Origin of the sequence: Prevotella communis, from assembly GCF_022024175.1 — a bacterium.
GTDB classification, from domain to species: domain Bacteria; phylum Bacteroidota; class Bacteroidia; order Bacteroidales; family Bacteroidaceae; genus Prevotella; species Prevotella communis.
On sequence record NZ_CP091794.1, the window covers coordinates 1,137,630 to 1,151,066 of the forward strand.

Below are 13,437 nucleotides of genomic sequence, written 5' to 3' on the forward strand. Positions count from 1 at the left end.
CTATGAAAGTCTATTCTATTGGAAGAGATGCCGCCTGTAATATCGTCATTGACGATAATTCCGACGTCATCAGCAGACGGCACGCTATCCTGAACGTAGCGCCGTCGGGGAAAATGACGATTGTGGACCAGAGCCACAATGGTACCTATGTTAACGGTATCCGTATCTCATCGAATGTGCCGGTGCCCGTAACTCGCAAGGACAATATCTCGTTTGCCCATGTGGCTCGTCTGGACTGGAACCAGATTCCTAATACCAGTGGGGCTATCGTGCGTTGGAGTATCATCGGCGTCATAGCAGTATTGCTGGTGGCTGGTGGTGCCTGGGGATTCTTTACCTGGTTTGGCAGTGAAGCACCTGAAGAGCCTGCGCCTGTTGCTGTTGACTCAACAGAAACTATCAACGAACAGAAGCGGATTGCTGAGCAGGAGCGTATCAATGATTCCATTGCGAAACACGTGCAGGACTCTATAGAGAAGGCACAGAAGGAGGCAGCAGAAAAGGCTGCAACCAAAAAGAACGTGAAGAAGGCAGAGCCTAAGAAAGACAATGCCAAGGAAAAGGCAGAACCCAAGAAGGAAGAGCCGAAGCCCACACGTGTACGTGGATAAGAAAAAACAGATTACTAATAACAACTTAAAACAGTAGGAAATATGAGACTACTAAAGATTGGCCGCGACGCAGCCTGTGATATTGTACTATATAGTGAGAATGTCAGTTCACTGCATGCAGAACTCACCCTGCTCAATAGCGGTGACATACAGTTGGAAGACAAGGGTAGCCGTAATGGTACCTTCGTGATGAACCAGCCTATCAAGCCTGGCAAGCCCGTTAACATCCGTCGTGGTGATGCCGTGCGCTTTGCCGATGTGGAACTGCAGTGGAGCCAGGTGCCCCAGCCCGAGGATAACTCGGCCTACAAGGCTATCTACGGCATCGGTTCGCATTTCAATAACGATATTCAGATTTCGGGCAATACCGTCAGCCGCTATCATGCCACTATCAAGGTGGGGCGTGACAACAAGGTGTATATCGTAGACCATAGTAAGAACGGTACCACGGTCGATGGCAGGAAGATTGCCGCCAATGTACCCACGCGTATCAAGAAGAGCAGTGCGGTGGTCTGTGGTGGTGTGCCTGTCAACCTGAAGGCAGCGCCTATCCAGTGGCCCAGTGAGGCATGGAAGGCTGTTGTGGGCATTGCAGCCGTCTGCATCATCCTGGCAGGTGTCGGCGTAGGCATCTGGGCATTTATCAACGGACGTTCGAAGACTTATACCGATACCGAACTGTTTGCACGCTTTAGTCACTCTACGGTAATCGTGAAGGGTATCTACCATTACGAGGTATCTATTGGTGACCTGGATATGAAATATGTGGCAGGTCTGATTCCTGAGAAAGTGCTTCCGCCAGAGATTATTCGTGATAGAAATGATAAACCTCTTGATATCAGTGCTATTAGTCAGAAAGAACTCATAGAGCTGTTTAACAAGTATGAGGAAACAGAAAAAGGATTATATCTGGGAACAGCATTCTTTGTTTCCGAGGATGGCAAGCTGCTGACCAATCTCCATATTGTGAAGCCATGGTTGTATAATAATGTCGCAGAGATACTGAAGAGTTATTATTCCAGACTACTGGCACAGACTGTGGCCAATACCGATGCCTCACGTGTCCTGGTTCGCTCGATAACCGGTGAGGGCACCGGTGCCACCGACCTCTCTGCCTATATCTCGCAGGTGCAGGTGAAGGGTGTGCTAGACTATATCGCCCTGGTGCCTGAGGGTGAGATTTTTGATGCCGACAATGTCATCAAGTGTCATGTGCTCTCTGCTGGCGAGGACAAGGATAGGGATGTGGCCCTGATTCAGACCATCAATAAGCAGTTGCCCAACAAGAACTGTACCTATGTCAACGTGGCCGACTCCATCGATGTTACTGACGAGGCGCTGAAGGTGGGTGAGCATATCTTCACCATCGGCTTCCCTCACGGCATGGACCCATTCGTACAGAGCAAGGATAGTGAAGGCATCAAGGCTTACTCTACAGGTGGTAGCATCACCTCTCAGCCTTCGGAATATACCTTCTCATTTGATGCCGCCTCTTATCATGGCGCCAGTGGCTCTGCCATTTTCAATAGCAAGGGTATGCTGGTAGGTATCCTGAACTCAGGTCTTGACAAGTCGCAGGGCTTTAACAAGGGTATCAAGGCGAAGTATATCAAGGAATTGTTGGACGCACCTTATAAAAAATAACGCAGGCTTATGAAAAAGATACTTTCAATCATGGTTGCTGCCCTGGCTATTGCCGGCAGCGCTGAGGCAGTCATCGTACAGAAAATCTATCTGAAGGATGGTTCTGTGTTGAGTGGCTATATCCAGAAGCAGGATGATAACGGTAACCTGACCATCCATTCTGATGTGGCTGAGATATGCCTGAAGAGCAGTCAGGCCACCATCAGCAACGAGAAAAACTACACCGTTGGCGAGCTGGACAAGAACTGGGTGGAATGGGCCGAGAAAAACGAGGCCTTCGAAGGTACTGGCAACCAGCGCACCCTGTATCTGGCTGATGTCACCTCGAAGTCAAAGACGGTGGCAAAGGTGAAAATCATTGAGCGAGGTGAACTGGTGAGGTATCTGGAGATGAGTCCTGATATCTATACCATCCCCTGGAAGGATGTGCTGGCCATCAAGGGCGAGAAGCGTTGCAAGACGGCCCTGTCGGGCATTAACCGTATCTTCCAGTTGAAGTCGGGCATGGAGTTCGAGGGACAGTATGCCGAGGAGACCGACTCGCTGTTGACGCTCTATCTGAACAATGGTATCCGCCAGTCGTTCAAGATTAACGACGTCATCAAATATACGTTCCGTCCCATCAATCCCAATCAGGACATCTTCGCCCAAAGTGAATTGCTGAATATTGTAAAGACCAAGAACGGCAACGAGACAAAGGGTATCATCATTGAGCAGAACTATACCAGCGCGAAGGATTCTGAGAACTATTTCCTGGTGCAGCAGCCTTCAGGCGCAATCCAGAGCATCAAGGTGTCTGATATCCTGGAGACCCGTAAGGAAGAGAACCCCAAGTTCGATCCTAAGTTCGACGTCCTGCTGAAGGAGGGCGAGGTGCTGATTAACCGTCAGGAGGTAGTGATGACGGGCATCACCGAGAAAGGTGAGAACAGCGTACTCGACAGCCTGAGCGAGAAGGTGGTCATCAAGAAAGACCCCCAGAACAACACCCGTGTCACGGTGGAATACCGCAATGCCAACGGTGCCAATATCGAGGCCTATCAGGTGGTTAAGGTCAATAAGATAGAGAATAAGAAGGAGAAGAAGACTATGTACGGCGTGAGCTATCGCGACCTGGTCAACTCTACCATCCGTCCTGTCTCTATTGAGACGAGTGTGAACCACACCACAAAGGCTGAGTATATCGTAGGCGGTCAGGGCACCTTTGCCTTGTATGACGCCAAGAACAAGAAGGCTATACCTTTTATTATTAAGTAAGCAAATAAAAAAGAATACGTTATGATGCTGAGGGAAGTAACCATAGGACGCTCTAAGGATTGTGACATCTATCTGGACGAAAGATGTATCTATGCCAGTAGTCATCATGCCACCATCTACTATGATGGCAACCAGTTGATGTACAGAGACTGTAGTAGTAACGGAACGATGATCAACAATGTCAGTGTGAAGCATCGTGCTGTGCCCATCCGTCGCGGAGATACCATCATGGTGGCTGGCAAGTATCAGATAAGCTGGAATCAGATTGATGTCTATTTCCCCGGCCGCCCACAGCAACAGATGGCACCACAGCAGTCGTACCAGCAGCCCTTCCAACAGTCTTATCAACAGCCCGCTATGCAGGCACCTGTTGACGAGGGCGACTCGCTGAATCTCTCGAAGTGGAACTGGGGCGCCTTCAGCCTCTATCCGCTCTGGGGTTTCTTCAACGGTTGCTGGTGGGCTTTCCTCATTGGCTTCTTCGTAGGGTGGCTGTTCCCCATCCCCAATATCATCTTTGGTGTTTATGGCACCCGGTGGGCATGGCAGAACAGGTCATGGCGCAGTGCTGCCGACTTCGTGGCGACACAGCACGGATGGGACATTGCGGGTATCATCATCTTTGTTATCAACATGCTGTTCTTCCTAGGTCTGATAGTCTTCTATGCAGCCCTTTTCTCTGCCTTATTATAAATGCATGCTATGATACAGATTGCGTCACCCACATATCAGCTGTTCGGCTTTGCAAACTCCATGCAAGGTGGTCGTCCGGAAAACCAGGATGATTTCGGTTTTGCGGAGACTCCCCTCGGCTTTGCCCTGGTGGTATGCGATGGCATGGGTGGCGGTCCTGGCGGAAAGACGGCATCCTATATTGCCAAAAACGAGTTTCTTTCCACGTTGATGCAATGCAATGCCCAGACACCGCCGGCCACCGCATTGAGGATGGCTGTGAGCCGTGCCAATGATGCCATGGAAGAGAAGATGAACCAGGTGCCCGAACTGCGAGGCATGGGTTCTACGCTGGTGGCAGTACTGATCAGCAGACAGTCGGCCTTCATCGCTCATCTGGGCGACAGCCGCTGCTATCAGTTGCGTGGCAGGCGGGTGAGGTATCGCACGGACGATCACTCGCTGGTGGGCGATCTGGTGCGAGGCAAGGTGCTGACGGAGGAACAGGCACGCGTGTCGCCTCAGTCGAATGTGATTACCCGTGGACTGGGGAATACCTCCAACCATGTGGCAGATGTGGTGGAGGTGCCCTATCGGAAGGGCGACTGTTTCGTACTTTGTACGGATGGTGTCTGGGGCTCTATGCGCCATGAGGACCTGTTGCAGCGCCTCACGTCTGTGCAGGATATCGCCTCGAAGGTAGGCAATCTCTCGGCAGAGGTGGACCGTATAGGCTTTGCTGCCGGTGGCCATCACGACAACCACACGCTGGCTATCATAGAAACGAAAACAGACTCAATTTTAAAGGAAAAAATGAGTAAACAAGTAAAAATACTCCTGGCAGCACTGTCGTGCATGCTGCTGGTCAGCATCATCCTGAATATCCTGTTGTTGGTCAAGATGAGCAATCATGCGGTGGCTGTCAATGATTCAGGTGCCGGTGGCGTGCCGGTGGCAGAAAGTGGCAGTTTGGCTTCGCCTGAAGAACCGATAGCTACGATTGAGACCGCATCGGTGACAGAGAAGGCTGAAGGCAAGGTGACGACTATCACGGAGGAGAATGACTCCCTGGGACGACAGATAAAAAAGTTGAAAGAAACGCAGGCCGAGCAGCAAGACAAGGCGGGACAGACCGTGAAGGAGATGCTGGAGCAGGTGGTAGCGCAGCTGAATGGGCTGAAGGCTATCAATGAGAAGGACAAGAAAGATGCCTCCAAGAAGAGTGAGGTATTCACCAAGACGGTGAAACAACTGCTGACGACGCTGAAAGAAAAGGTACCTGCGCCCAACAAGCAGAAGGTAGCGGATATCGAGTCGCATGTCAGTGGCGAGGCCTTCGACTGCACGAAGAATATCTGGCCAAGCAAGAAGATGTTTGTCACCTCACCCAAGACAAGGAAGGTTATCGACGAGAAGATACTGCCCAAGGTGGAGGAACTGAAAAAGAATTTATAAACCCGAAACATATCACAGAAGATGAAAGCAAAAGCACTTCTAACAACTCTGATGACAACTCTCTGTCTGTCGGCTAACGCACAGACCGTGGTATGGGAGTTGAAGCCCACAACCTATAACGATATCTCCCGGTTGGGCAGAAACCTGTATGTCGTGAAGCATAACGGTAAGGTAGGCCTGATAAACTCAGACGGTACCATCGTGGCTCCGATAGACAATGACCAGATAGGCGACCTCTATGAACATAAGGCCCTGGTGACACGTACCGACGGACATGGCGAGCGTGTGGCTGGCATCCTGACCGACGATGGCGTGTATCATGGTTTTGCCACCAGCTACTATACGCTGAACGGACAGAAGTTCTATTCCGACGGTCTGCTGTCGGTAGCCGACGAACGAGGCAACCTGGGCTATATCGACGACTACGGCAAGGCCGTGGTGGGCTTCGAGGGTAAATACAGTAGGATAAAACCCTTCACAGAAGGTTTTGCTGCTGTGATGAAGAATAAGAAATATGTGCTGATCGACAAGGATGGCAACGAGGCGAAGTTCATGTATGGCGGCAATGGCATCGGTCCGGCTATCGGTGGATGTACCAACGTCTATCAGGGCAAGGCCTATGTCTATGACGAGTTTGGCGGTGCCGACCGTTCTTACTACCTCTATGATGCCAAGGCAAAGAGCAGGCTGGAGAAGACGGGACGTATCAAGAATACCGCTACCGACTATCTGTACTGCTATCAGTCGGTCACAGGACGTACCAAGGAAGTGCCGTTCAAGAAGATGGTGGTGAAGGCCGGTCAGGTGGGACTGTCGCCTGTCACCAACAGCGGACTGTATGGCTATGAGGAGAGTGGCAAGACCGTTTTGCCTGCACAGCTCTCTGCAGCCACTCCCTTTGAGGATAATCTGGCTATCGTCACCCTGAATGGTCAGATAGGTATCTTGAAGTATATCCCAGGCAACGGCTTTGTAGCTACCCCTCAGAACGGACAGCTTACCTTCATGGAGGGCAATAAGGTGGACTGCGCTTTCACCCTGCTGTCGCCCAGTGTATGGCGCGACAAGGTTGTCGACGTGAAGATGCGCGACGAAAAAGGCAATATCGTGGCACTGGTGAAGAAGTCGGATAATAATTATTCGTTTACCCTGAATCTTCAGGGCAGCTGTAAGAAACAGTTTGAAGTGGCTGTCTTTGCCGAGGGACTGAAGCTCTTCGAGGGGCCGGTTGCCTACTCGTTTACGATGAAGGAACGTCCGAAGGTAGAGACTACTAAGAAAGGTGAAAATGGTAAGAACGACGAGGGCGAAAAAAATAAAAAGGTAGAGAAAATCTGTCCTACCTGTGGCAAGAAAATCAGCGAATGTCCGTACCAGGGCGTACACTAATCATAAAAAAATAACCTATTTTATTAACTATAAAAAAAGTATTAACATGAAAAAGTTTCTTTTCCTTTTTGTGGCGCTTGTAACTGCAATGCCCACATTCGCACAAAGTGATGATGAAGAAGATGTTTATTCTTCTGGTGCAAAAGTCAAGAAGAATGCCTTCTTCATTGGTCCGAAGGTAGGTGGTGTGCTGACCACCATGACTCAGCCCAAACAGGGTAAGCTCTATGATGCTGCCGGTTTCGGATTCTCAGGCGGTCTGGCCATGAAGATCCGTTTCGGTCAGGCTTCCGAGGCTTCTGTTGGTGGTACTGGCTATTTTGCCATAGGTGCCGAACTGAAGTATAAGCAGAACAAGGTGAAGACATTGGGTACGGATCAGGCTGGCAAGAAGAATGCCGACCTCACCATCAGCTATTTCGAGGTGCCTGTCTTTGCTCAGGTTTATCCTTTTGCCACTTCGATGTCTATGAACACCCTCTATTTCGAGGCTGGTGCGTCGATTGCCGGTACCATGGACCGCAAGCCTAACACCCTTGAGATTACAGACAAGAACACGCTTGCTGTCACCACCTTCAATATCGATAATAATGGCAGTAAGGTGAAGGGCATGGATGTTCGTCCGCTCGTTGGTCTGGGCTACACCATTCCTAACACGGGACTCGACATCAACGCTCGCTATTATATCGGCACCAGCGACCTGTCTAGTTCCTTTAAGAGCAAGATGAACTCCTTCGAGGTGTCACTGGCTTGGCTGTTTAATGCCTCAAGATTCTGATTTTCCTAGTACTAACCTTTAAAAAACTACTTATATGATGAAGAAATATTATTTCGGAGCTATTGCCTTGGCAATGATGCTCTTTGCAGCATGTGGCGATGATGGTGATGAAGATAGCGGCACGCTCTACGATACGGATATCACGGTGTCGCTGAATGATTTCTATTCGAGTTATAACTATAACGACACGCGTCACGATATCAATGTGACCGACGATTATCGTACGTTCCATTCAGAGCACGATTTATATATTCAGACACGTGTGCTGTTCTATAATTCAAATGGCGTACTGGTTGACTCGCTGATAAAGTATTCCACCAATCTCAATGAACTGAACATCTCTAAGGGACTGCCAGAGGGTAGATATACCGTTGTAACTACGCTGACGTTTGCCGATAAGACATCGGGCGACGATGCGTCATGGTGGTGGCTGGCTGATAAGCAGAAACTGTCAACGGCGAAGATGAATGTCAGAAACCGTTTCTCAAAATGGTGTATCATGTCTTATGATGCCTCTGTGGTCAATATCGTCTCTGGTCAGAAGACAACTATCCGTCTGAACCCTCGTCCCGTTGGCGCATTGGGTTATATCTTCCTCCAGAACTTCCAGTATAAAAGCGAGTCAACCTATGGTACTGTAGCCGACAATGGTATTCGTGCGCTCTGCCTATATGCTAGAAATGTAGCTGTTTCTTACCGTCTGGATCCCAGTACATCCAACCACTATATCTATCTGGATGATGCTGGTAGCAGCTCTTGGTATTTCCTGTCAGATAGGATGGAACCATCTGATTTCGATAGCAGCTGGACTTATTTCAAGTCTAACCTGTATGACTACTTCTATATCTTGTCGCCCAATCCGGAGATCTTCTTTGGCTACGTACCTAAGGGATCAAGCTCCTTTACAGGTTATGGCCAGAAGAACGTAACCATCAGTAGCGGTAACACCTATCTGGCTTACTGGGATTATTTCGAGGTGGGCAATCCTTATTTCGGAGTGGCCAACAACAACCAGTGGCACACGTATTCTCAGGCAAGAGCAGCAGAACCCGGACAGCACTATAGCGTGATTGATGAATCGACGCCAAGGGCTTACCGCTTCTCTATGTTTAAGTAAATAGATAGTTTTAATGGGAGACTGTGTCTGCAGGTTAGCGGGGCACAGCCTCCTGTCTTTTTCAAAAATCCCCAGTCTGATGAGAACAATAGTTATATCTGTTTTATCTTTGTTGTTGGCTGTGACAGCATTTGCCAATGATCGTTTCCAACGTGCCATGACTATCGCTGAGCGGCAGTTGGGCACCAGTCATGTGATTCTTGCCAAGCGTACTGCGACATATTGTATCTTCAGTGGCAAGGAGCAGGGTGGATATGCTATTGTGTCGGTTCAGGGAGAGGGGAATCCGCGTCTGCTGGCTTTCTCGCGTGAGAGTCGTTGGGATGAGGCTGTCATGCCACCGGCTGTGCTGGAATGGCTTGAGGGGCTGGAGACGCTTCAGCCGGGGTGTGTCGTGAGGCGTGCTGCTGACAGTCTCTCCAGGGTCGATGTGGCCCCGTTGCTCACTTGCCACTGGCATCAGCGCTCGCCATACAACGACCTGGCACCGGTCATCCAGGATGGTCAGGTTAAGACCGTGGCCGGTTGTGTGGCCCTGGCCGCGGCTCAGGTGGCTTATTACTGGCGCAACGACAACCTGGAATATACCCTGAGAGACACGCCTACGTATGAATATGGCGGTGCTCCTGTTACGGAGATTGTGCCCAAGGGGAGTCCTAATAACTGGGAACTGATGCTTGATGAGTATGATAGCAACAGTCCTGCAGAATCGCGGGCCGCAGTGGCACAGTTGTGCTATGTCCTTGGTACCACGGCCTATCTGAACTATGCCTCATCTACGGGTGGCTCTATCCGTGATGTGGGTAATGCCTTGTATTCGCAATACAGGATACTGTCGGAATATATCAGTCGTGGCGACAGTCTGCCGGATTGGGAGGGAATGCTCTATGCACAGGTGGCCAAGGGCTATCCCGTTATCTGTTCTGGTTCGGGCTCCGGTCCTTCGGGACATGCCTTCGTGCTTGACGGGTATGACAGTGAGAACAATCTCTTTCACTTCAACTTTGGATGGGGTGGCGATGGTGATGGCTATTATCCTGCTGACGAGTCGCCTGAGGCTATGGGTGGCTATTATCGGGGACAGGCGGTGTTGATAGATATTCACCCCCAGTCAACCACCATCCCCTCGTCTGTCGACGTTCAGCATGTTGCGGGTGGGCAGGCTTACGGTCTCTATGACATGCTTGGCCGTCGCCTCTCAAAAGCGCCATCTCATGGCTTCTATATTATTGTTGATGCCAATGGGGCGAGGAAGGTACGTTAGTATTTGAGAAAGGTATGAAGAGAACGGTAGTCATCATATATTGTCTGTTGGGCCTGAGCATTACTTGTATGGCCCAGCACCATATGCGCATCCATTATAAGGGTGGGGCGGTGAGTGATATTCCTATTGAGCAGATGGATAGTATCACGTTTGTGCAGAAGGATACGCCTGCGGAGGAGGTGACACTCATCGGCAGTTGGTTCTGGGGAAATCTGGTGATGGGGTATTATGAGCTGTTGACCATCAATGAGGACCACACCTATACGGGATATGACTATTTCTTTGAGTATGGCTTCAATACGATGACGTATGGCTGGTGGTCACAGATAGGTGCCATGCTTACCCTGCAGTCGAATGGATATGGCTATCAGCGGCGATACAACTGGTATATCACGGAACTGACTGGAAATGCACTCGGGGTGATGACGAATACGGGACCATTCACCTATTACAAGGTACAGCCGGAAACGCTAACGCTCCAGGTGAATGGCATACTCACCTGTGAGGATGGCGACTCTTTCGTCTTTGCTGATGGCGTGAGAGCCGCCATACAAGACAACACACTTGTAGGGCTGTCTGCAGGTGAAACTTATATCCAGAAATATATTGCTGCCAGCAAGTGCATTGTGGTATATAAGGTTGTGGTCATTTAGTGTTCTCTTAATAACATCTTCTCAATCAGTGGAACATACCATGTGCGTACTTCCTCGGCTGTTGGGGTGTGAGCACCGGGAAAATGGAATGAAAGGTTGTAATGCTCCAGAAACAGCGGCTCGAAGTGAGCCAGAGTGTCCTGTTCCCCGAATAATCCCCATACTTTGTCCTTAAAAAGGGGATTACAATAGTGGAACTGAGTGGCTTCCAGTTCTGCAAATTCCTGTATCAGAGGCTCATCAATGACAAAGTGCTGGTTGCCGTCTTTGCGTGGTGACTTGTATTCATGTGTTCCTATGCGCTCTCCCAGGAATGCGGTCATCTGAAAATGTGGGTTGCCAAGCAGGGCCGGAATGCCAACTATGGGCGCCAGCATCTGGGCATAGAAAGAGCCGCAACTGTTGCCCACCAGCAGGTCGGGATGCTCCCTGTCACAGATGTTCCTGATTAGCTCCAGCGCCATGTTCGGATGTATAGGCAGGTCGGGCGTAAGCACCTCGGCACGTCCTTCGAATGCCTCCCTTAGAGCCACAGCTGGCACACACTGACCGCTAGCAAAGAATCCGTGCAGGAATAATATGCATTTGCGCACGCTATGGCGTGCCTCAATTGCTTCTAATAAATTCATTGTCCTTTAGTTTTTATCTGTTACTGAATCATCCGAATTGTTATTCTGTCTTTTGCACGCATGATTCTCAGCGACAAAGATACGATTTTTCCTCTGGATTATAATCATACTTGCTAAACATTAAACAAAATTAAAGAATCGTACACTGTTTGGCTATGTCTGACATTTTTCTTATATTTGCAGGCAAATTAATGAAGGCTATGGAAGAAAAGAAACCTATAGACGGTGCGGAATATATCTCGCTGGAGGAAGCCAAACGACTGAAGTTGCCCTATTTTGAGGGGGCAGCAGCAGGTTTCCCTTCGCCCGCGGCCGACTATCAGCATGAGAGTCTGGACTTGAATGAGAAGTTTGTGCATCACCCTGAGGCGTCGTACTTCGTGCGCGTCAAGGGCGAGTCAATGATAGGCCTGGGCATCCTCGACGGCGACATCTGCCTGGCCGACAGGCAGGAGGAAGTGGCCGACGGACATATCGTCGTGGCCTTTGTGAATGGAGGCCTGACGGTGAAGACCCTCGACACATCCACAAGGGATAAAGGTTATCTGCGTTTGCTGCCCGCCAATCCCGACTTCAAGCCCATCATCATTGATGCTAATGACCAGTTTATCATTCAGGGGAGGGTAACCTCCATTCACCGAGATATCAGGAGACACTGATTATGTACGCCATTGTTGACTGCGACAACTGCTACGTATCGTGCGAGCGTGTTTTCCGTCCAGACTTGAACGGGAAACCTGTTGTTGTGCTGTCCAACAATGACGGATGTGTAGTGGCCCGGAGTAATGAGGCAAAAGCACTGGGCATCAAGGCGGGACTGCCTTACTACCAGTTGAAAGAGCGTTTCCCGCATGGTGAAGTGACCGTATTCTCTTCCAACTACGAACTCTACGGTGATATCACAGACCGCGTGATGTCACTCGTCCGCAAGGCATCACCCACGTTCTACCGCTATTCTATTGACGAGGGCTTCTGCGACCTGAAGGGCATGGAGCATCTCGACTTGAAACGCTGGGGCGAAGACCTGTCGGCCTATATCTGGAAAGCCACGAGAATGCCCGTCAGCATTGGCATTGCGCCCACGAAGACACTGGCAAAGATGGCCAGCCACTTCGCCAAGAAATACAAGGGGTATAAGCACTGCTGCTTCATCGATACTGACGAGCGGCGCAAGAAAGCGCTGGAGATGTACGAGATTGGCGAGGTGTGGGGCATTGGACATCGCTATGCGGCCCGCTTGCAGGCACTGGGCGTCAGAACAGCGCTAGACTTTTCCAAGCATCCTGAGACGTGGGTCCGGGCCATGCTCAATAATGTGGTGGTCATCCGCACCTGGAAGGAGTTGAACGGTATCGACTGCGTCCCCATGGAAGATATGAGCAAGAAAAAGAGCATCTGCACGTCGCGCTCGTTTCCTGGCATGGTGACGGATATGGACACCTTGCGAACCAGCGTGTCCAACTTTGCTGCCCGCTGTGCCGAGAAACTCAGGAAACAGCAGTCGGTGGCGCAGTCTGTTTCTGTATTTATTGATACCAACCACTTCCGTGAGGACTTACCTCAGTATTGGAACATGGCTGAAGAGCGACTGCTCACGCCGTCGAACTCCACCCAGCAGATTGTGCAGACAGCCACCCGCTGCATGGAGCGCGTCTTCCGACAGGGTTACCACTATAAGCGTGCGGGTGTCATCGTGATGGGTATCAGTCCAGACAATGGCGTGCAGACCAACTTCATCGACTATGATTCTGAGCGACATGAGAAGATGAAGCGGCTCGACGAGGCGCTTGACAAGATCAATCGCGAATACGGGTCGGAAACGCTGGTGCTGGGGTCGCAGCAATACACGAAGCCCCAGGGTAAAGGAAAAGCAGGCGTGTTCAAGGACAGCATCAAGCATGACTTCCGCAGTCCCTGCTATACCACCCGGTGGAGCGATATCCCGGAGGCGACGTAAATTATGTAGAT

The 13,437-nt window shown here is 50.3% G+C and carries 13 protein-coding genes; 12 read left to right on the forward strand and 1 reads right to left on the reverse strand.

Annotated elements, in window-relative coordinates:
* Positions 1 to 2 precede the first annotated feature (2 nt).
* From L6466_RS04470 to L6466_RS04515, 10 genes are all read left to right on the forward strand, one after another.
* Positions 3 to 611: an FHA domain-containing protein gene (locus L6466_RS04470; protein ID WP_237801938.1), complete on the forward strand. Its 609-nt coding sequence runs from the start codon at positions 3 to 5 to the stop codon at positions 609 to 611.
* A gap of 42 nt (positions 612 to 653) precedes the next feature.
* Positions 654 to 2,255, forward strand: a complete 1,602-nt coding sequence (locus L6466_RS04475; protein ID WP_237801937.1) for an FHA domain-containing protein — start codon at positions 654 to 656, stop codon at positions 2,253 to 2,255.
* A gap of 9 nt (positions 2,256 to 2,264) precedes the next feature.
* A complete protein-coding gene (locus L6466_RS04480; RefSeq protein WP_237801936.1) occupies positions 2,265 to 3,512 on the forward strand; it encodes a hypothetical protein in 1,248 nt (415 codons plus the stop codon).
* A 21-nt stretch (positions 3,513 to 3,533) separates the two neighbouring features.
* Positions 3,534 to 4,205, forward strand: a complete 672-nt coding sequence (locus L6466_RS04485) for an FHA domain-containing protein (protein WP_237801935.1) — start codon at positions 3,534 to 3,536, stop codon at positions 4,203 to 4,205.
* A 9-nt stretch (positions 4,206 to 4,214) separates the two neighbouring features.
* Positions 4,215 to 5,639 (forward strand): PP2C family protein-serine/threonine phosphatase, encoded by a 1,425-nt coding sequence (locus L6466_RS04490; protein WP_237801934.1) that lies wholly within the window; start codon positions 4,215 to 4,217, stop codon positions 5,637 to 5,639.
* A 21-nt stretch (positions 5,640 to 5,660) separates the two neighbouring features.
* Entirely contained in the window at positions 5,661 to 7,028 is a 1,368-nt protein-coding gene (locus tag L6466_RS04495; protein WP_237801933.1) for a WG repeat-containing protein, read from the forward strand.
* Between the two features lie 46 nt (positions 7,029 to 7,074).
* Positions 7,075 to 7,806, forward strand: coding sequence for a porin family protein (locus tag L6466_RS04500; RefSeq protein ID WP_237801932.1), 732 nt, complete (start codon positions 7,075 to 7,077; stop codon positions 7,804 to 7,806).
* 34 nt (positions 7,807 to 7,840) lie between these two features.
* Complete coding sequence (locus L6466_RS04505; protein WP_237801931.1) at positions 7,841 to 8,923, forward strand: hypothetical protein; 1,083 nt, start codon at positions 7,841 to 7,843, stop codon at positions 8,921 to 8,923.
* Positions 8,924 to 9,002: 79 nt separating this feature from the next.
* Positions 9,003 to 10,187, forward strand: coding sequence for a C10 family peptidase (locus L6466_RS04510; protein ID WP_237801930.1), 1,185 nt, complete (start codon positions 9,003 to 9,005; stop codon positions 10,185 to 10,187).
* Between the two features lie 14 nt (positions 10,188 to 10,201).
* Complete coding sequence (locus L6466_RS04515; protein ID WP_237801929.1) at positions 10,202 to 10,840, forward strand: hypothetical protein; 639 nt, start codon at positions 10,202 to 10,204, stop codon at positions 10,838 to 10,840.
* On the opposite strand, the gene L6466_RS04520 is transcribed toward L6466_RS04515, so the two are convergent.
* A complete protein-coding gene (locus L6466_RS04520) occupies positions 10,837 to 11,469 on the reverse strand; it encodes a YqiA/YcfP family alpha/beta fold hydrolase (protein ID WP_237801928.1) in 633 nt (210 codons plus the stop codon). The genes L6466_RS04515 and L6466_RS04520 overlap by 4 nt on opposite strands.
* A gap of 200 nt (positions 11,470 to 11,669) precedes the next feature.
* Between L6466_RS04520 and L6466_RS04525 the strand changes: the two genes are divergently transcribed.
* Positions 11,670 to 12,128, forward strand: a complete 459-nt coding sequence (locus L6466_RS04525; RefSeq protein ID WP_237801927.1) for a LexA family protein — start codon at positions 11,670 to 11,672, stop codon at positions 12,126 to 12,128.
* 2 nt (positions 12,129 to 12,130) lie between these two features.
* Positions 12,131 to 13,426, forward strand: coding sequence for a Y-family DNA polymerase (locus L6466_RS04530; RefSeq protein WP_237801926.1), 1,296 nt, complete (start codon positions 12,131 to 12,133; stop codon positions 13,424 to 13,426).
* The last annotated feature ends 11 nt before the right edge of the window (positions 13,427 to 13,437 follow it).